The organism is Citrobacter sp. Ce129, from assembly GCF_030334545.1.
Lineage (GTDB): Bacteria > Pseudomonadota > Gammaproteobacteria > Enterobacterales > Enterobacteriaceae > Citrobacter > Citrobacter europaeus.
Map to the genome: position 1 here is coordinate 1 of NZ_JAOWDS010000074.1, position 18,616 is coordinate 18,616.

At 51.7% G+C, this 18,616-nt stretch carries 17 protein-coding genes and 1 tRNA gene; 11 read left to right on the top strand and 7 right to left on the bottom strand.

Translation table 11 applies throughout. From position 1 onward, the window contains the following. Positions 1-83: 83 nt before the first annotated feature. Positions 84-160, bottom strand: a tRNA-Met gene (locus tag OGV77_RS22780). A gap of 205 nt (positions 161-365) precedes the next feature. On the opposite strand from OGV77_RS22780, the gene mltA reads away from it, so the two are divergent. Continuing rightward, complete coding sequence (gene mltA / locus OGV77_RS22785; protein WP_003034021.1) at positions 366-1,463, top strand: murein transglycosylase A; 1,098 nt, start codon at positions 366-368, stop codon at positions 1,461-1,463. A gap of 134 nt (positions 1,464-1,597) precedes the next feature. Then, positions 1,598-2,404 carry a tRNA cyclic N6-threonylcarbamoyladenosine(37) synthase TcdA gene (gene tcdA, locus OGV77_RS22790; RefSeq protein ID WP_047409008.1) on the top strand — a complete coding sequence of 269 codons (807 nt, stop codon included), beginning with the start codon at positions 1,598-1,600 and terminating at the stop codon, positions 2,402-2,404. Positions 2,405-2,481: 77 nt separating this feature from the next. Here tcdA and csdE read toward each other — a convergent pair whose 3' ends face one another. After that, positions 2,482-2,928 (bottom strand): cysteine desulfurase sulfur acceptor subunit CsdE, encoded by a 447-nt coding sequence (csdE, locus tag OGV77_RS22795; protein ID WP_043017423.1) that lies wholly within the window; start codon positions 2,926-2,928, stop codon positions 2,482-2,484. Further along, positions 2,928-4,133: a cysteine desulfurase CsdA gene (gene csdA, locus OGV77_RS22800; RefSeq protein WP_087051234.1), complete on the bottom strand. Its 1,206-nt coding sequence runs from the start codon at positions 4,131-4,133 to the stop codon at positions 2,928-2,930. The genes csdE and csdA overlap by 1 nt, the downstream gene beginning before the upstream one ends. Before the next feature lie 192 nt (positions 4,134-4,325). Between csdA and OGV77_RS22805 the strand changes: the two genes are divergently transcribed. From OGV77_RS22805 to rlmM, 4 genes are all read left to right on the top strand, one after another. Then, on the top strand, positions 4,326-4,553 hold the full coding sequence (locus OGV77_RS22805; protein ID WP_016154261.1) for a YgdI/YgdR family lipoprotein: 228 nt from the start codon (positions 4,326-4,328) through the stop codon (positions 4,551-4,553). Positions 4,554-4,916: 363 nt separating this feature from the next. Further along, on the top strand, positions 4,917-5,834 hold the full coding sequence (gene gcvA / locus OGV77_RS22810) for a glycine cleavage system transcriptional regulator GcvA (RefSeq protein ID WP_043017421.1): 918 nt from the start codon (positions 4,917-4,919) through the stop codon (positions 5,832-5,834). Between the two features lie 18 nt (positions 5,835-5,852). After that, positions 5,853-6,248: a DUF423 domain-containing protein gene (locus OGV77_RS22815; RefSeq protein WP_005130969.1), complete on the top strand. Its 396-nt coding sequence runs from the start codon at positions 5,853-5,855 to the stop codon at positions 6,246-6,248. Continuing rightward, complete coding sequence (rlmM, locus tag OGV77_RS22820; protein WP_003034040.1) at positions 6,241-7,341, top strand: 23S rRNA (cytidine(2498)-2'-O)-methyltransferase RlmM; 1,101 nt, start codon at positions 6,241-6,243, stop codon at positions 7,339-7,341. The genes OGV77_RS22815 and rlmM overlap by 8 nt, the downstream gene beginning before the upstream one ends. A 35-nt stretch (positions 7,342-7,376) precedes the next feature. Here the strand turns inward: rlmM and fucR are convergent, their stop codons facing one another. The 4 genes from fucR to fucI form a co-directional block, all read right to left on the bottom strand. Then, the gene (gene fucR / locus OGV77_RS22825) at positions 7,377-8,105 is read right to left on the bottom strand and encodes an L-fucose operon activator (RefSeq protein ID WP_286502980.1); all 729 of its coding nucleotides are present in this window, start codon (positions 8,103-8,105) and stop codon (positions 7,377-7,379) included. Positions 8,106-8,162: 57 nt separating this feature from the next. Further along, on the bottom strand, positions 8,163-8,585 hold the full coding sequence (gene fucU, locus OGV77_RS22830) for an L-fucose mutarotase (protein ID WP_043017418.1): 423 nt from the start codon (positions 8,583-8,585) through the stop codon (positions 8,163-8,165). Position 8,586: 1 nt separating this feature from the next. Continuing rightward, the gene (fucK, locus tag OGV77_RS22835; RefSeq protein ID WP_213733566.1) at positions 8,587-10,005 is read right to left on the bottom strand and encodes an L-fuculokinase; all 1,419 of its coding nucleotides are present in this window, start codon (positions 10,003-10,005) and stop codon (positions 8,587-8,589) included. A gap of 104 nt (positions 10,006-10,109) precedes the next feature. Further along, positions 10,110-11,885, bottom strand: a complete 1,776-nt coding sequence (gene fucI / locus OGV77_RS22840) for an L-fucose isomerase (RefSeq protein ID WP_087051237.1) — start codon at positions 11,883-11,885, stop codon at positions 10,110-10,112. Positions 11,886-12,349: 464 nt separating this feature from the next. Here fucI and OGV77_RS22845 point away from each other — a divergent pair, with 464 nt between their 5' ends. The 5 genes from OGV77_RS22845 (at position 12,350) to OGV77_RS22865 (ending at position 18,559) form a co-directional block, all read left to right on the top strand. Next, on the top strand, positions 12,350-13,849 hold the full coding sequence (locus OGV77_RS22845; RefSeq protein ID WP_286502981.1) for a sugar ABC transporter ATP-binding protein: 1,500 nt from the start codon (positions 12,350-12,352) through the stop codon (positions 13,847-13,849). A 3-nt stretch (positions 13,850-13,852) separates the two neighbouring features. Beyond that, positions 13,853-14,836: an ABC transporter permease gene (locus tag OGV77_RS22850; RefSeq protein WP_003034055.1), complete on the top strand. Its 984-nt coding sequence runs from the start codon at positions 13,853-13,855 to the stop codon at positions 14,834-14,836. A 73-nt stretch (positions 14,837-14,909) separates the two neighbouring features. After that, positions 14,910-15,860: an ABC transporter substrate-binding protein gene (locus OGV77_RS22855; protein WP_003034057.1), complete on the top strand. Its 951-nt coding sequence runs from the start codon at positions 14,910-14,912 to the stop codon at positions 15,858-15,860. A gap of 53 nt (positions 15,861-15,913) precedes the next feature. Then, on the top strand, positions 15,914-17,494 hold the full coding sequence (locus OGV77_RS22860) for an FGGY-family carbohydrate kinase (RefSeq protein ID WP_047409018.1): 1,581 nt from the start codon (positions 15,914-15,916) through the stop codon (positions 17,492-17,494). A gap of 66 nt (positions 17,495-17,560) precedes the next feature. After that, positions 17,561-18,559 carry a LacI family DNA-binding transcriptional regulator gene (locus tag OGV77_RS22865; RefSeq protein WP_087051238.1) on the top strand — a complete coding sequence of 333 codons (999 nt, stop codon included), beginning with the start codon at positions 17,561-17,563 and terminating at the stop codon, positions 18,557-18,559. Positions 18,560-18,616: the final 57 nt, after the last annotated feature.

Sequence of the window (18,616 nt, forward strand, 5' to 3'; positions counted from 1 at the left end):
GGAGTAAGCTCCTAAGGATTCACTGCGTCGCCGCCTTGCTGTGATTCGAACTACTTTGCAAAAATCTTACATCAAATTTTAATTGGTTGCGGGGGCCAGATTTGAACTGACGACCTTCGGGTTATGAGCCCGACGAGCTACCAGGCTGCTCCACCCCGCGTCCGTGGATGCGCACTATACTCTGCTCGCATTTTCATGCAACCCTTTTTTCACCTTGATCACGTTTTTAGGGTGAAAATGAACAAAAACAACGCATTCTGGATTATTTTTTGCTCAAAATTTGCGTCGGGGTATGTATACGCATTTCATTAGGTACGGGGGTTTGTTATCTTCGTCTCGCATTCAGGCAACATAAGACGAGAACAATGAAAGGACGTTGGGCAAAATATCTTCTGGCGGGAGCAGTAGTCGCGATGCTCGCCGCGTGTTCCTCAAAACCCACCGATCGTGGGCAGCAGTATAAAGACGGGAAATTTACCCAGCCTTTCTCACTGGTGAACCAGCCTGATGCGGTTGGCGCACCAATCAATGCCGGTGATTTCGCCGAGCAGGTTAATCAAATTCGCAGCGCTTCGCCGCGTTTGTACGGTAACCAGAGCAACGTCTACAACGCTATCCAGCAATGGCTACGCGCGGGCGGTGATACGCGCAGTATGCGCCAGTTTGGTATTGATGCCTGGCAAATGGAAGGGGCGGACAATTACGGTAACGTCCAGTTTACCGGTTACTACACGCCGGTGATTCAGGCGCGCCATACGCGTCAGGGCGAGTTTCAGTATCCTATCTATCGTATGCCGCCAAAACGTGGGCGCTTACCCTCTCGTGCCGAGATCTACGCTGGCGCGCTAAGCGATAATTACATTCTGGCGTACAGCAACTCCCTGATGGATAACTTCATTATGGATGTTCAGGGCAGTGGTTACATCGATTTTGGCGATGGCAGCCCACTCAACTTCTTTAGCTATTCCGGGAAAAACGGCCACGCCTATCGCAGTATCGGCAAAGTGCTTATCGACCGTGGCGAAGTGAAAAAAGAAGATATGTCGATGCAGGCCATTCGCCACTGGGGAGAAACGCACAGCGAGGCCGAAGTGCGTGAGCTGCTGGAGCAGAACCCATCGTTTGTCTTCTTTAAACCGCAATCTTTTGCTCCGGTAAAAGGGGCCAGCGCGGTACCGTTGATTGGCCGTGCATCCGTGGCTTCTGACCGTAGTATCATTCCTGCGGGCACAACGTTACTGGCGGAAGTTCCGTTACTGGACAACAACGGCAAGTTTACTGGTCAGTACGAACTGCGTCTGATGGTGGCGTTAGATGTGGGTGGGGCGATTAAAGGGCAACACTTCGATATCTACCAGGGCATTGGCGCTGACGCCGGACACCGTGCCGGGTGGTATAATCACTACGGTCGCGTATGGGTACTGAAAACAGCGCCGGGTGCGGGTAACGTTTTTAGCGGTTAATTGCCGGATGGCGCTTCGCTTATCCGGCCTACATTATTGAGTAGGCCTGATAAGGCGTAGCCGCCATCAGGCAGTGATGCAGTCATCAAGGGCGGTATTTGTCCGCTCTTTTTGTTTTCTATATTTGAGGTTCTATGTCTGTGGTTATCAGTGATGCCTGGCGCCAGCGTTTTGGCGGTACGGCGCGTCTGTATGGCGAAAATGCGTTGCAGCTGTTTGCCCAATCGCATGTTTGTGTGGTTGGAATTGGCGGAGTGGGGTCATGGGCGGCGGAAGCGCTGGCGCGTACCGGCATTGGTGCCATTACACTTATCGATATGGATGATGTGTGCGTCACCAATACTAACCGCCAGATCCATGCTCTGCGCGATAACGTCGGCCTGGCAAAAGCTGAAGTGATGGCAGAACGTATCCGCCAGATTAACCCGGAGTGCCGTGTTAGCGTGGTCGATGATTTTGTTACGCCAGAAAACGTTGCTGAGTATATGAGTGCGGGATTTTCGTATGTCATTGATGCGATTGATAGCGTGCGCCCAAAAGCGGCACTGATTGCTTATTGTCGGCGTAATAAAATTCCGCTGGTGACTACCGGCGGTGCTGGCGGGCAGATCGACCCGACGCAGATTCAGGTCGTTGATTTGGCAAAAACCATTCAGGATCCGCTGGCGGCCAAGCTACGTGAGCGGCTGAAAAGCGATTTTGGCGTAGTGAAAAACAGCAAAGGCAAACTGGGTGTGGACTGTGTGTTCTCGACCGAAGCGCTGGTTTACCCGCAGGCAGATGGCTCGGTATGTGCGATGAAAGCGACGGCGGAAGGGCCAAAACGTATGGATTGCGCGTCCGGATTTGGCGCAGCCACTATGGTGACCGCCACCTTTGGCTTTGTTGCCGTCTCACATGCGCTGAAGAAGATGATGGCGAAAGCGGCGCGCCAACTCTGATAGTGTCGGATAGCGCTGTGCTTATCCGACCTACGGTTCGTGCGGTGTTGTAGGCCGGATAAGACACATCAGCGCCGTCATTCGGCTTTCTGAGCAGCCTCAAGAATAGCTTCGTTAAGAGCATGCAGGCCCTGGCTACGCGAGGCGCTAAGCTGCGCGCGTAAACCCAGTTCGTCAAATAATGCCATGGGCGAGTGCGCCAGTAACTCGGCTGCGGTTTTACCTTCGACCGCCGTGAGTAATACCGCCAACAGCCCGCGTACTATGCGACCTTCGCTGTCGCCGAAGAAATGCAGAGTGCCATTCTCATGAAGGGTATGTCCCAACCAGACGCGGTTTTCGCAGCCCGCAATTTCTTTGGCCTGTGCTTTTAGCGTATCCGGAAGCGCCGGCAACTGCTTACCCAGCAGAATCAGCTGGCGATATTTATCTTCCCACTGAGTGAGCGGGATAAAGGTATTGCGTAACGTCTCTTCGGTTACGGTTGTGCCAAACGGGTGTCCGGCGAACAGAGGGCTTGTCATTAATCCACCAATATTTCCAGCGCGCGGTCCACGGCTGTGACCAGCGCATCCACATCACTTTGGGTATTATAAGGTGCAAATGAGGCGCGTAGCGTCCCGGATACGCCCAGTTCTGCCAGCAGCGGTTGCGCACAATGTTGCCCTGCGCGTAGCGCAATGCCATATTCGGCCAGCAGAGTGACCATGTCACTGTGATGAACACCAGCGAAATCAAAGGCTAGCAGACTGGAATCCTGGCAGCGGAAGGAACGAAAGCCGGGGCGTTTTGCCAGCGCATCTTCTGCCAGCGTCGCCAGACCCCGGCTCCAGTTTTCGGCCTGCGCAACGTCGACGTCCGCCAGCCATTCGAGCGCCGCGCTCAGCCCGATAACGCCAGCAACGTTAGGCGTACCGGCCTCCAGCTTCCATGGCGCTGCCTGGGGGGTGAAACCATCAAAACTGACTTCACTAATCATCTTGCCGCCGCCGAGCCAGGGAGACATCGCTTCCAGTAGTTCAGGTTTACCGTACAGCACGCCAATGCCGGTCGGGCCATACAGTTTGTGGCCCGAGAATGCATAGAAATCAATATCTAACTGCTGTACGTCAGCAGGGAAATGGACAATACCCTGGGCGCCATCAACCATCACCACCATGTCAGCCGCATGGGCGAGCGTGATGGCGCGGGCCAGATCCGGGCAACCGCCGGTGACGTTCGACATCTGCCCGAGCGCCAGAATGCGGCTGCGGGGAGTAATGAGTTGCGCGAGGTTTTCAACATCTGGCAATAAATGGGCATTGAGCGGCAGCCGGACTACCTTAGCTCCCGTTTGCTCCGCCACCATCAGCCAGGGCACGAGGTTGGCGTGATGTTCTGCCACGCTAACGATAATCTCATCGCCCGGTTGTAAGCGCGGTCGCGCATAGCTTTGGGCAACCATATTAATCGCCTCGGTCGTGCCGCGGGTCCAGACGATTGTTTTGTCATCCGGCGCATTAATCAGACTTGCGACTTTTCCCCGCGCGGCTTCATAGCGTGCGGTCAGGCGTTGTGCTTCGGCAAACTGGCTGCGATGGACGTTCCCGGCGCTCAGGCTATAAAACTGGTGGATAGCTTCAATCACCGCCTGCGGCTTCAGCGCCGTAGCAGCGCTGTCGAGATAAACGCCAGCATCGTTGAGTGCGGGAAATTGGGCGCGAAACTGCGCGGGGTTAAAAGCGTTCATGGTATTCCTCAGTTCAGTAAACCGATCGTGGCGCAAAAATGGCGCTGATACAAGAGTTGTGCTAACCATCGGAATACTCTGGATATCCTGGCAAAGTCCGCGCAGTGTCTTATGCTAATTAGCGTTAGGCGAGCAATTTTGCCTGTTACGGAGTGTATTTTTAATAGCATAAATCGCTTTAAGGAGAAGAAGATGAAAAAGACTGCCGCAATTATCTCTGCTTGTATGCTGACTTTTGCCCTGAGCGCCTGTTCCGGTTCGAATTACGTGATGCACACCAACGATGGTCGATCAATCGTGTCTGATGGTAAGCCACAGACTGATAATGAAACGGGGATGATTTCGTATAAAGACGCTAACGGCAACAAACAGCAGATTAACCGTACCGATGTGAAAGAGATGGTAGAACTGGATAACTAACCGGTCGTCCATCGACAAAGAGTCGGACAAAAAAAAGCACCGCAAGTTGGCGGTGCTACATTAATCACTATGGACAGACAGGGTAAATGTACAGGAAGTGAAAAAGGGTAGCCTTGCTACCATGGTCTGAATCGCAGACCAATTGCAAACACAACAACACAACATCACAACCGTAAGCCAAAAGCCCACCAGAACACGCATTCCGATAAAACTTTTCGTTCCGGCTTCAGGAAGTGCCGCCACTATAGGTATTTGCTGGTAGAACCTCAACGGACAATTTATAATGGCTCAGATAAAAAAAACTAATAGGTTACAGCCTGTTAGATAATTGTTAAATTCATTTAACATCAAAGCCTAAAAGTCATGTCAAAACGATTACCACCCTTAAATGCGTTGCGTGTTTTTGATGCTGCAGCGCGTCATTTGAGCTTTACTCGCGCAGCAGAAGAGCTTTTTGTGACGCAGGCCGCAGTAAGTCATCAAATCAAGTCTCTTGAGGATTTCCTGGGGCTAAAGCTGTTTCGTCGACGCAATCGATCTTTGCTGTTAACGGAAGAAGGCCAAAGTTACTTCCTCGACATCAAAGAGATTTTTTCGCAATTAACCGACGCGACGCGTAAGCTTCAGGCTCGCAGCGCAAAAGGTGCGCTCACCGTTAGTTTATTGCCCAGTTTTGCGATCCAGTGGCTGGTGCCCAGACTCTCTAGCTTTAACTCAGCTTATCCGGGAATCGATGTCAGGATCCAGGCGGTGGACCGTCAGGAAGACAAACTGGCTGACGATGTTGATGTGGCGATTTTCTACGGACGCGGCAACTGGCCGGGTCTGCGCGTTGAAAAATTGTACGCTGAATATTTATTGCCGGTCTGCTCGCCGCTATTATTGACCGGTGATAAACCGCTGAAGGCGCCTGATGACCTGGCTAAGCACACATTATTGCACGATGCGTCGCGTCGTGACTGGCAAGCCTATACGCGTCAGCTTGGCCTGAATCATATCAACGTACAGCAGGGACCTATCTTCAGCCATAGCGCCATGGTGCTACAGGCTGCTATCCATGGACAGGGGGTTGCGCTGGCGAATAACGTCATGGCGCAATCCGAAATTGAAGCCGGACGTCTGGTTTGTCCGTTTAACGATGTTCTGGTCAGCAAAAACGCATTTTATCTGGTTTGTCATGACAGTCAGGCAGAACTGGGTAAAATAGCCGCCTTCCGTCAGTGGATTCTGGCGAAAGCGGCCACGGAACAAGAAAAATTCCGCTTTCGTTATGAACAATAATTTACGTAGGGTATTCACATGACCAGCCGTTTTATGCTGATTTTTGCCGCCATAAGTGGCTTTATCTTTGTGGCGTTGGGCGCCTTTGGGGCACATGTTCTGAGTAAAACCCTCGGTGTCGTTGAGATGGGGTGGATCCAGACTGGCCTTGAGTATCAGGCGTTTCATACGTTGGCTATCTTTGGTCTGGCCGTCGCCATGCAGCGACGTATTAGCATTTGGTTTTACTGGAGTAGCGTGTTTCTGGCATTGGGAACGGTGCTGTTTAGCGGCAGCCTCTATTGCCTCGCGCTCTCTCATTTACGCCTGTGGGCGTTTGTTACCCCCGTTGGTGGTTTCAGCTTCCTTGTGGGCTGGGCGCTGATGTTAGTGGGCGCTATTAGATTGAAACGTAAGGGCGTTAGCCATGAATAAGGTAGTATTGTTGTGTCGCCCGGGTTTTGAAAAAGAGTGCGCCGCAGAAATTACGGATAAAGCAGGACGCCGGGAAATCTTCGGTTTTGCCCGCGTGAAAGACAATGCGGGTTACGTCATCTTCGAATGCTATCAGCAGGACGATGCCGAAAAGCTAGTGAAAGAGTTGCCGTTTAGCTCGCTGATTTTTGCCCGCCAGATGTTTGTGGTAGGCGAGCTGCTGCAATATTTACCGCCGGAAGACCGTATTACGCCAATTGTCGGCATGTTGCAGGGCGTGGTGGAAAAAGGCGGCGATCTGCGTGTCGAAGTTGCTGACACCAATGAAAGCAAAGAGCTGGTCAAATTTTGCCGTAAATTTACCGTACCGCTGCGCGCGGCGCTGCGTGAAGCTGGCGTGCTGGCAAAGTATGAAACGCCAAAACGTCCGGTGGTTCATGTTTTCTTTATCGCTCCTGGCTGTTGCTATACAGGCTATTCCTGGCCTGACAATAACTCCCCGTTCTACATGGGTATTCCACGTCTGAAGTTCCCGGCCGATGCGCCAAGCCGTTCAACGCTGAAGCTGGAAGAAGCGCTGCACGTGTTTATCCCAGCTGATGAATGGGATGAGCGTCTGGCTAACGGAATGTATGCGGTGGATTTAGGCGCATGCCCCGGCGGTTGGACCTATCAACTGGTTAAACGCAACATGTGGGTTTATTCCGTGGATAATGGTCCGATGGCGCAAAGCCTGATGGATACCGGACAGGTTACATGGCTGCGCGAAGACGGATTTAAGTATCGCCCGAATCGTAACAACATTTCGTGGATGGTTTGCGACATGGTGGAGAAGCCCGCGAAGGTTGCCGCCCTGATGGCGCAGTGGCTGGTCAACGGCTGGTGTCGTGAGACTATCTTCAACCTCAAGCTGCCGATGAAAAAACGCTACGAAGAAGTGTCGCAAAATCTGGCTTACATTCAGGCGCAGCTTGACGAGCATGGCGTAAATGCCCAGATTCAGGCGCGTCAGCTGTATCATGACCGTGAAGAAGTGACCGTGCATGTACGTCGCCTGTGGGCTGCCGTCGGCGGTCGTCGCGACGAGCGATAAGATAAAATTGAAGGCCGGATCAAGGCATAACCGCCTTATTCGGCCTGAATTGTTTCAATCAGCGGCGTATCCGAAACAATATGCGTCACATCATCCAGATGCCCAATCCGGGCCTCCCCCGAACGATTAAATTTGCTTTTATCAATCAGCAATAATGATTGCGCTGCACGCTTAAGCAAGATGGACTTGAAGTCGGCGTTGGTCGCATTTGAGTCCCAGAGCGCGCCGTCGCGGTCGATCCCTTCGCAGGAAAAAATAAACAGGTCGATGTCGAGTGGTTTGAGCTGCGAGATAAGCGAGGGGTTAACGTAGCATCCGTATTTACGCTCGAGGCGACCGCCGGAGCTGATAAGCTGAATGTGTTCACGTTTAGCCAATTCCTGGCAGATGGACTGGCTGTTGGTAAAAACGTGAATGTTGATGTCCGGTAACTGTCGCGCCAGATACCAGCAGGTTGAGCTGGCGTCTAAGGCTATCACCATACCTTCTTCGATCCATGCCAGCGCTTCGCGGGCAATATGTGCTTTGTGGGCATAATGGCTTTTGAGCCGCATATGAAACGGGTCGCCGCTGTCCTGATCTTCCCGGTGAATCACTTTGGCCCGCCCGTGATTACGCAACACTTTTCCCTGGGCTTGTAACTCACTGAGATCGCGGCGGATGGTCTCTCTGCTGACGTTAAGCTGCAAAGAAAGGGCTTCGGTTGTCAGACTTTTGTGGTGAGTAAGTAGATCTACAATTGCCTGCTGGCGCGCCGCTTTCATGTTCTGATCCTTATCTTTTGATGAATGCCCGTAGCTGACGGGCATTCAGACCAGAGATTACGGCGTTACCCCTTTTTTTAATAGAATATTCCCGTACTTTGCCCGCTCTCCTGTGATAACGATCGCAAACGCCTGTTGCGCGCGGTCATAGAAGGCATAGCGGTCAATACGTGTGATATCCGGGCAGGGGGTTTGTAGTGAAAGCGCCTGACGATAACGTGACTCGACATCAGGATCGAGGGTGTCGCCTTCAACAGCGGCCATCATCACCAGTGGTGGGGCGTAGCTGTCCAGTTCAAACAGTGGAATAATCGCCTGCAGCAGATCGCTGACCAGTAGACCATCTGCGCGAATGACCTGCGGTCCCATGCTGTGGGCCGGGAAGTGGGCATCGGAAAAGATAATCTCATCACCGTGTCCCATTTCAGCCAGCACCTTCAGTAGATCTGGGGAAATTAAGGGAGATATCGTTTTGAGCATGTTACACGACTCCTGTCAGTTCGGATTCGGTTTGCGGATAGAAGTAACGGTACTGGTAGCACACCTGCGCGCGTGCCTGTTCGGGAGAGGTAAATTCCCCGATGCCTGACCAGGCAAACATCGCGGCCCCGGCCACGGTGGTTTCGGCATCATCCAGCACTTTGACAGGGATCCCGAGTACATTCGCTTTGATCTGATTCCACAATGCGTTGCGGCTTCCTCCACCAACCAATAGCAGTTCCGTGGCCTGAAAATGACCGATTGTTTCCAGCGTGTGCAGATTTCGCTGCAACTGTTCTGTGAGCGCTTCCAGCGCGGCGCGATAAAAGTGCCCGCGGGTGGTATTGAGCGTAACCCCTCGCCAGCCCGCATTCTGACAGGCCAACAAGTCGCAGTGCATCTTCACCCCTTCGGCACCTGCGGGAATAGCCAGGGCTTCATCAATCAGCATCTGCCAGGGGGTGTCGGCAGTCCACAGTAGCTTACGTACCCACTCGAGAACACCGGAAGCCAGCCACTGCATGCCGGGGTTTTTCAGTCCTGCCTGGCTATCCAGTTCACAGGTGGAACCCGCATAATGGCTGAGCTGGGAGGTATCTACCTGTGAACTGCGCACCATCAGAATCTCCCATGTGCCGGAAGAGAGCACCGGTTCATCGGGCTGCGCCCCTGCGCCAAATAGCGCAAACTGCGTGTCGTGTCCGGCAGAAATGACCGGAATACCCGCCGCAAGCCCGAGCTGGCTGGCGGCCTCTGGCTGCAGAATCCCAATCTGTTCGCCAGCTTCTACCAGGCGTGGGAACAGACGACGCGGTATGCCTGTTGCTTGCAAAATGTCATGACTAAAATCGCGCTGGCGAATATCCAGCATCTGGCTGGTGCCCGCCATGGTGATATCGGTGGTGAACTCGCCGGTTAATCGGTGGTTGATAAGCGATGAGATAAATAGCCAGGCATGCGCCTGTTCCAGTAATTGCGGATGGTTTTCTTTGAGCCACACCAGTTTATACAGCGTATTAAAGCTAAACGCGCCGACGCCGGAGATTTCCTGCAACTGCTGCAGTGACATATAGCGGTGGATAGTTTCCATTACCGCTGCGGTGCGTGGGCATTTCCAACTTATTACCGGATACAGTTGCTTGCCGGTTTTATCAACCAACGCGCCGTCTACGCCGAAGGTGGTGACGGCGATCCCGCGGATATGGCAGGCGGCCAGCTGCGTTTTGAGTCGCTGACAGCAGTCGGCGAAGCGTTGCAGAATGGCCTCCAGCGACCATTGATGCCAGCTACTATTTTCTGTTGCGGTGTCGCTGGCATTCGGGGTCGCTGCGCGGGCGACAATCTTTCCCTGTCGGTCAACGGCGATTGCCCGCACGTTGGTCGCGCCGCAGTCAAGGACCAGGATAACCTCTTGTTTCATAATCGCTCCCGAGACGTTGCCGGATGGCGGCGTAAACGCCTTATCCGGCCTACACGTTGTGCTCCTATAGGCCCGGTAAGCTTGCGCCACCGGGCGGAGTCGCATTAACGCTTATACAGCGGGCCGTAGTTCAGGCAGGCGCGATAATCCTGGCCTTCCATATCCATTCCGTGGGCTGCCCAGGCTGAAGGACGGTAAATTTTCTCGTCTTCCACGTTGTGCATGCAAACCGGGATACGCAGCATGGCGGCGAGCGTAATAAAGTCCGCGCCCACGTGACCAATCGTCAACACACCGTGGTTTGCGCCCCAGTTTGCCATCACTGAATAGACATCGCTGAACGGGCCTTTACCGGTTAAGCGCGGGGCAAACCAGGTGGTCGGCCAGGTAGAGTTGGTACGCGCATCGAGCTGGTCATGCATATCTTTCGGTAATTCCACGCTCCAGCCTTCCGCGATTTGCAGCACCGGCCCCAGGCCTTTGATGATGTTGATGCGAGTCATGGTGAACGGCACGCCACCCTCGGTCAGGAAGCGAGAGGAGTAGCCGCCGCCGCGGAAGTATTCGTGAATAGCCGGACACCATTCGGTTGCCGCCAGGCAATCATCGACCTCTTTCTGCGCGATCTCCCAGTGCGGCTTCATAGTCGGTTTCCCTGCGCCGTCGCGCTGTTTGCAGGAGCCGTCCAGTGCTGCCGAGCCGGAGTTAATCAGGTGAATAATGCCGTGCTCAGCAAGGCCGGTCAGTGGTTTCCCCGTGACGCGTTCAACCGCCTCTGGCGACCAGTAGGTGCGTACATCGGCAAAGACCTGCGCCGTGCCGGTGAGTTGATGACCAAACAGCATCGCCACGCCGTTCAGGCTGTCGTTTTCGGTGGCGACAACAAACGGTTCGCGTATGCCATTCCAGTCAAAGGAGCTGTTGAGCAGGGCTTCGGCGGTATCACCATTCGGGTATTGATCGGTCCAGTGACGCTGGCCCTGGAAGCCTGCGGCAATCGCGTTGTACCCCAGCGACTCTTCAACCCGACCTTTGTCGGCCAGCTTCTGGTTACCCTGCATCATGTCGCGAATGCACATGGCCATCAGCAGACTTTCTTTCAGCACAGCCCGGCTTTGCTCTGCGTTACGCTTATATTGTTGCGCATTCTGATCCTCGCCGTAGCGGAAGTTTTTGTCCGCCCAGGCCAGTGCGATATCCAGTTCAGCTTCATCATAAATTTTCTGATCAATTCGACGGCGAAGTTCAGTCATATCAACAGGTTGAACCTTCATTCCCAGCCAGGATTCAAAGAAGTTATGATCGACAATAGAACCGGCGATGCCCATAGAAACGCCGCCTACGGATAAATAGCTTTTACCTTTCATACTGGCAACGGCTAAGCCCGCCCGGGTGAAACGCAGCAGTTTTTCTTCGACATCGGCGGGGATGGTGGTGTCGCCGGCATCCTGTACGTCGTGACCGTAAATGGAGAACGCGGGCAGACCTTTTTGATTATGTGCAGCCAGCGCGGCAGCAAGATAAACGGCACCAGGACGTTCTGTGCCGTTAAAGCCCCAGATAGCTTTCGGACGCATCGGATCCATGTCGATGGTTTCGCTGCCGTAGCACCAGCAGGGGGTAACGGTAATCGTTACGCCAACATTTTGGCTGCTGAACTTTTCTTCACAGGCTGCGGATTCCGCCAGACCGGCAATACAGGTGTCGGCAATTACACATTCAATTTGTGCGCCACAGGCGTGACGAAGTTTCTCAGCGATCAGCGCAGCGGTGGCTTTAGCCATATTCATGGTTTGCTCTTCGAGCGATTCGCGAACACCCATACGGCGCCCATCAATCACCGGACGAATGCCAATTTTCGGCAAGCTATTTTTTTTCATTCGAGGTTCCTCATCTCACTTTATGCCGTGCTGCAAAAGCGGATTTTGAACACCACCGTCGCAGTTGGCCGAATAACCCATTTTTGCTAACTCGAGTTAGCTTAGGTATCAGAGAGTTTTTTGCACAACTTTTTTGTTGTGGAACTGTGAGAGGCTTCACGAGAAGTGGTTAAAATTCGATCTGCGTCAAATAAACCAGGACGGATATTTTTAGATAAGTTCTTTTAAATTAATTGTTTGCAATAAATTGTCTGTTCAGCGTCACAGTTTTAAACCAAATGATTTGGCTAATTTGAGTAGCTAAAATAGCTTTAAAAGGCAATTCGCTAACTCGAGTTAGCATGATTGATAAAACGCATATGAACGTGAAGGTAGTATTCGCATTAACGGTGACGATGGCTTCCTGGCAACGTTTTTTCGCCTGATTCACTGATTGCAGTTTCTGTATATTGAGGAAAGCAGCAATGTCTGAAACATTTTTACAGATGAGTCATATTACGAAACGTTTTCCCGGCGTATTAGCGTTGAGTAATGTGGATTTTGCTTTACGCAAAGGTGAGGTTCATGCGCTGCTGGGTGAGAATGGCGCAGGAAAGTCTACGTTGATGAAGATTTTATCCGGTGTTTATCAGCCTGATGAAGGAGATATTATTTTCGAAGGGCAACCTGTTACTTTTGCGAACCCACTGAGCGCACAAAGCGCAGGTATCACTATTATTCACCAGGAATTCAATCTATTCCCTGAGCTCACAGTAGAAGAAAATATATTTATTGGCAGGGAGTTTTGCAAAAATAATCGCTGGCGTCTGGATGAAAAACAGCAGCGACAGACTGCTATCGATATTTTGCAAAAATTAAACCTGAATATTTCACCAGAAACGCTGGTGGCCGATCTGACCGTCGCGCAACAACAAATGGTTGAGATTGCTAAAGCGATATCGGTGAATGCCAAGATCCTTATTATGGATGAACCGACGGCGGCACTGACGGAAACGGAAATCGACAGCTTATTTCAGGTGACCCGTTTGTTGAAGGAACAGGGAACAGGCATTGTTTATATCTCGCACAGGCTGGAGGAACTGGCGCTGATAGCCGACCGCGCGACGGTGATGAGGGATGGTCAGTTTATTGCCACCGTAGATTATGATGCGGTTAAAATTAGCGATCTGATTGCCATGATGGTTGGGCGTGACCTCGGCAATATCTATCCTCGTCGTGGACCTTTGGCTCAACGTAAGCCGGTGTTGGAAGTAAGCGGTCTGACGCGCAATGGCGTACTGAACAACATTGATTTCACCCTGTATCAGGGCGAAATTTTGGGCTTTGCCGGCTTGATGGGCGCAGGGCGTACTGAGCTGGCGCGGGCGATTTTTGGTGCGGATCCCATTGATGGCGGAACTCTCAAGCTAAACGGCAAAGTTACGGTAATTAAAGATATTCCTGATGCTATCAAACAGGGCATCAGCTATTTAACCGAGGACAGAAAAAAAGAGGGGCTGGCATTAGGGCTGTCCGTTGAGCGCAATATCATGTTGGGCAATTATCCTGAGTATTCCGACCGTTATGGCAATGTGGACAGCAAACGTTGTCAGAAAACCAGCGAGGAACAGGTTAAGGCCCTACGTATTAAAACACCACATTTAGAGCAGGCAGCACTGAATTTAAGTGGCGGTAATCAGCAGAAAATTATTATTGCCAGATGGGTATGTAAAGATACCGATATTCTCATCTTTGACGAACCAACTCGCGGTATTGATGTGGGTGCCAAACTTGAAATTTATGAATTAATGAATCGACTGGTGGCAAAAGGGAAGTCAATTATCATGATTTCCTCTGAATTACCGGAAGTGCTGGGTATGTGCGATCGCATTTTAGTGATGCGTAATGGACGTATTACCGGGGAGTTAGCTTCTGATGACGCCACACAAGAAAAAATCATGCAATATGCGACGTTAGAGGACTAATTTATGACTATCTCTGTAACCTCTTCAGACAGCAATAATAAGAAAATAAAAATTAATAAAGAACTTTTAATGCGCCTTGCGCCGCTTTTGAGTCTGATTATTTTAGTAATATTTTTTAGCTTCGGTTCGCCATTTTTCTTTAACACTGAAAACATTATGACAATTGCCCTGCAAACGTCGGTGATTGGCATCATGGCGATTGGCGTTACCTTCGTCATTATCACTTCAGGAATCGACCTTTCTCTTGGCTCGGTCGTGGCCTTTTCTGGTGTTGCGGTCGGTATCAGCGCCACGCTGGGACTGCCTCTGCCCGTATGTATTCTGGCGGGGGTGCTGGCCGGGGGATTATGCGGCTATATCAACGGCTTGCTGGTCACCAAAATGACTATCCCGCCTTTTATCGCCACGCTGGGCCTGATGATGTCCGTCAGAGGCATCAATATGGTGATGACGGATGGTCGTGCGATTTATTTCGCCGATTACCCCACCTTCAAAATGCTGGCCCAGGGACGTTTGTTCGATGTGCTGCCTTATCCCGTTTTTTACCTGGTAGTGGTGGCGTTAATCGCCGCCTACATCCTGAAGAAAACGGTGATTGGTCGCTATGTTTACGCCGTGGGTAGCAATGAGGTGGCCGCACATCTTTCCGGTATTAAAGTTCAGCGCGTCAAAATTTTCGTCTACGCCTTTTGTGGTCTGCTGACCGGGATTGCCGGGGTGATTCTGGCCTCTCGTTTGAACTCTGGTCAGCCAACGGTCGGCGTGGGATATGAGCTGGAAGCCATCGCGGCGGTTGTTATTGGCGGTACGAGCCTGATGGGCGGAATTGGCACCATCGGCGGCACGATCATCGGCGCATTCATTATGAGCGTGCTGAAGAATGGCCTGAACCTGATGGGCGTTTCCCAGTTCTGGCAAATGGTAGCCATGGGAGTGGTGGTCATTGCCGCGGTTTATCTCGACACATTACGCAAAAAAATTCGTTGATTTACGCTCCCGGAAGTCACGGGGCATCATAACCCTGACGTTTAGGGTGACTCACTCAGAACGGAGTAAAACAATGAGAACCAGGAATTTTGTCTATGCGTTATCCCTGCTGGCCTGTATGACATCCAGCGTATTGGCTAAAGATATGAACCTTCCGGTGGTCAGTAAAGGTTTCCAGCATGAATTCTGGCAAACCGTAAAAATGGGGACGGAAGCGGCAGCAAAAGAGTTGGGTGATAAAACCAGCTATGTTGGCCCGGCGGATGAAACTCAGATTGCCGAGCAGATTCAGTTAGTTGAAAACGCGATGGCGCAAAAACCGAATGGGCTATTACTGGCCGCGTTAGATGCCAATGCGCTGGCGCCATTAGTTGAGACCGCAAATTCACGCGGCATTAAAGTTGTGACGTTTGACTCCGGCGTGAATTCCGATATTCCGGTGAGCTTTGTCGCTACGAATAACCGAAAAGCCGGTGCTGAAGCCGCAGACGCGCTGGCAGCGGAAGTGGGCAGCAAAGGGAAAGTGGGCATTATTGCGCACGTAGCAGGGACTTCTTCAGCGATTGAACGTTCGGAAGGGTTTATTGCCCGTATGAAGGAGAAATATCCGGATATTCAGGTGCTACCGGTCCAGTACAGCGATGGCGATCCGCAAAAAGCGATGGATAAAACCATCGATATGATCCAGGCCAACCCGGATATCGCAGGAATTTATGGTACGAATGAAGGCTCAACGCTTGGCGTAGCAAACGCTATTGATAGCCAAAATCTGAAAGGCAAAGTGAAGGTGATTGGTTTTGATAGCACCGAGGCAATCATTGCTTTCCTGAAGTCCGGAGTGATTCAGGGATTTGTGGTGCAGGACGCTTATCAAATTGGCTACCAGGGTATTAAGACGCTGAATGCAGCGGTATCGGGTCAGTCTGTACCGAAAGAAATTGATATTCCGGTGAAATTTGTCAGCGCGAAGAATATTGATACGCCAGAAATTGACAAGCTGTTACACCCATTCGGTAAAAAATAAGACCGTTGGGGCGAGGTGCTCGCCCCATCATTAGCCAGCGTCAGGGAGTTACTATGGGCAGTGGATATTTCCTCGGTGTGGATGTCGGTTCCGCCAGCGTCAGGGCGGGTGTCTTTGATGCCAGTGGCAAACGGCTGGCTTTTGCGACTCGTTCCATCTCGCAGTTTCGACCCGGTCCTGAGCGGGTTGAGCAGTCATCTGCAGAAATCTGGCAGCAGGTTTGCCATGCAGTGAAGGAGGCGGTGTCGTCATCCGGGGTTTGCATTGAGGATATTCGCTCATTGGGTTTTGATGCCACCTGTTCATTGGTAGCACTGGACGAACAGGGGCGGGGACTGGCGGTTTCCCCCGGCGAACCGTCAGACCATAACATCATCATGTGGATGGATCATCGTGCGGCGCAGGAGACGCAGCGTATTAACGCCACGCAGGATCCCTCTCTGCGCTATGTTGGCGGTGAGGTCAGCGTCGAAATGGAGCTTCCCAAAGTGCTATGGCTGAAAAACCATTTTCCAGCCACCTGGCAGAGTGCGCATCGATTCTACGATTTGGCGGACTTTCTGGTCTCTAAAGCTACCGCCACTGATGTTGCGGGGTTGTGCACGCTAACCTGTAAATGGAACTATCTGGCACATGAACAACGCTTCAGCCACTCCCTGCTCGATGCCGTTGAATTAACGGATTTATTGGGCAAAATCCCGTCGCGTATTCTGCCGCCAGGCGCTGGCGTTGGAACGCTTAGCAGCGATGCGGCCCAGGCGCTGGGGCTGACGACTGCAGTGGTCGTCGCCAGTGGAATGATTGATGCCCATGCAGGCGGAGTGGCGCTAGCTGGTGCCGAGCCTGAGGGGACGTTGGCGCTGATCAGCGGAACGTCAAATTGCCATATGCTGTGCAGCCGGCACGAAATTCATACGCCAGGCGTATGGGGACCATACTGGTCAGCCATGCTGCCAGGCTACTGGCTGACGGAAGGGGGACAAAGCGCCGCCGGGGCGTTAGTCGACTGGACGCTTCAGGAGTCAGGTGCCAGCGCTGAGCTGTTTAACAAAGCTGAAGCGCGGGGGTGCCATCCCATCGTTTTAGTTAATGAGTGGGTTGCAGCACTTGAGGAGCAGGAGTCAGAGCCTGGTCGTTATTTGCATGTGCTGGCCGATCACCACGGTAATCGTTCGCCGCGCGCGCGACCCGATGCCCGGGGGAGTGTGTGTGGTTTAACGCTGGAACGAGGCGAGATGCAGGTTGCTCGTCTGTACCTGGCGACAATACAGGCGATCGCCTGCGGTACGCGACATATTATGGAGGTGATGCGCGAAAACGGTCACACCATTTCCCGTCTGACGCTGTGCGGCGGCGCAACGCATAACCCACTGTGGTTGCGAGAATATGCCGATGCCACCGGATGCGATATTCATCTTATGCAGGAAGAGGATGCGGTAACGTTAGGTGCGGCCATTACCGGCGCGGTGGCATGCGGCGCGTGGACCACGATTCCGTCCGCATGTCAGGCGATGGTTCGATCGGGCGAGGTGATCAAGGCTAACCCGGCACGGCGGAACTTCTATGATCGTAAATACCAGGCTTATCTGATGCTGTGGGATCAGCAGCAGGCGATTAACCAACTTATGCAGTAAGACAAAAGTTTAAAATACTTTTATGATTGGGGATTGACGTTTTTGGATGTGAACTGGGGCATATAAATGGCTAAAACAGTAGAACAGATAGCCAGCGATCTGAATTTATCGGTTACGACCGTACGACTGGTGCTGAACGGGAAAGCAGAGCAATATCGAATCAGTGTCAAAACCCAAACGCGTATTAATGAATATGTCGAGCGCTATGGTTACGTCATTAACCATTCAGCACGCAGCCTGAAATTGAATAAAACGGATACGTTAGGATTGATAGTCCCTAATATTTCCAACGTGTTTTTTGCCACACTTGCAGAAAAACTTGAGCAACGCTGTCGCCGTTCTGGTTATCAGCTAACGATTAGCTGTACCTATGACGATGTTGATTACGAAAATAAACTGACCAAAGCGTTAATCGCGCGCAATGTCGATGGCCTTTTTATTGTTCCTTCAACGTTAGAGAATCAGCAACACCATTTACGTCAGGTCAGGAAACCAATGGTGTTGCTTGACCGTGATTTTAAGTATACCGACAACGCACTGGTTGAAAGTCATAACATTTTGGGCGGCGAAAAGTTGACGCAAAGTTTGTTTGACGCTGGAAAGTCGCCGATCTGGTTTTTAGTAGGGGATACCGGATTACCCAGCATTGGTGACCGTTTGCAAGGTTATCTTAATGCATTGAACAATAATGGTATTTTTCACAGAAATTGGGTGCGAGAAGGTCCGGATAACACACCAGAAGGTGGTTATCGACTCATGGATGAGTTGATCGGTGAACAGGACTGTCCGCAGGCATTTATCGCCTCATCATTACCCGTACTGGAAGGGGCCATTAACGCTATTCGTAATCGTTTAGGCACCATTCCACCAGAAATTAATATTGGGACATTCGATGAACACCCAATGCTGGGATTCCTCGCCAATAATGTCTGGTCAATGCAACAGGATGAAAATGTCTGGGCGGAAAAAGCATTCGATATGATGATGAGTGCTATTGATGACCGGCCAATTAAAGAAACTGTAAAAGTTGAAATGAAACTAATTAAGCGCGTAAGACAACCATAATACGTCGCTAAAAATAAATCGGCCAACTGAATCTGAATAAATACATTCAGTGGCAGC

Bases quoted from the DNA above. Each gene is read 5' to 3' on its own strand.
- mltA (WP_003034021.1), top strand. From the start codon at position 366: ATGAAAGGACGTTGGGCAAAATATCTTCTGGCGGGAGCAGTAGTCGCG.
- tcdA (WP_047409008.1), top strand. From the start codon at position 1,598: ATGTCTGTGGTTATCAGTGATGCCTGGCGCCAGCGTTTTGGCGGTACG.
- csdE (WP_043017423.1), bottom strand. From the start codon at position 2,928: ATGACAAGCCCTCTGTTCGCCGGACACCCGTTTGGCACAACCGTAACC.
- csdA (WP_087051234.1), bottom strand. From the start codon at position 4,133: ATGAACGCTTTTAACCCCGCGCAGTTTCGCGCCCAATTTCCCGCACTC.
- OGV77_RS22805 (WP_016154261.1), top strand. From the start codon at position 4,326: ATGAAAAAGACTGCCGCAATTATCTCTGCTTGTATGCTGACTTTTGCC.
- gcvA (WP_043017421.1), top strand. From the start codon at position 4,917: ATGTCAAAACGATTACCACCCTTAAATGCGTTGCGTGTTTTTGATGCT.
- OGV77_RS22815 (WP_005130969.1), top strand. From the start codon at position 5,853: ATGACCAGCCGTTTTATGCTGATTTTTGCCGCCATAAGTGGCTTTATC.
- rlmM (WP_003034040.1), top strand. From the start codon at position 6,241: ATGAATAAGGTAGTATTGTTGTGTCGCCCGGGTTTTGAAAAAGAGTGC.
- fucR (WP_286502980.1), bottom strand. From the start codon at position 8,105: ATGAAAGCGGCGCGCCAGCAGGCAATTGTAGATCTACTTACTCACCAC.
- fucU (WP_043017418.1), bottom strand. From the start codon at position 8,585: ATGCTCAAAACGATATCTCCCTTAATTTCCCCAGATCTACTGAAGGTG.
- fucK (WP_213733566.1), bottom strand. From the start codon at position 10,005: ATGAAACAAGAGGTTATCCTGGTCCTTGACTGCGGCGCGACCAACGTG.
- fucI (WP_087051237.1), bottom strand. From the start codon at position 11,885: ATGAAAAAAAATAGCTTGCCGAAAATTGGCATTCGTCCGGTGATTGAT.
- OGV77_RS22845 (WP_286502981.1), top strand. From the start codon at position 12,350: ATGTCTGAAACATTTTTACAGATGAGTCATATTACGAAACGTTTTCCC.
- OGV77_RS22850 (WP_003034055.1), top strand. From the start codon at position 13,853: ATGACTATCTCTGTAACCTCTTCAGACAGCAATAATAAGAAAATAAAA.
- OGV77_RS22855 (WP_003034057.1), top strand. From the start codon at position 14,910: ATGAGAACCAGGAATTTTGTCTATGCGTTATCCCTGCTGGCCTGTATG.
- OGV77_RS22860 (WP_047409018.1), top strand. From the start codon at position 15,914: ATGGGCAGTGGATATTTCCTCGGTGTGGATGTCGGTTCCGCCAGCGTC.
- OGV77_RS22865 (WP_087051238.1), top strand. From the start codon at position 17,561: ATGGCTAAAACAGTAGAACAGATAGCCAGCGATCTGAATTTATCGGTT.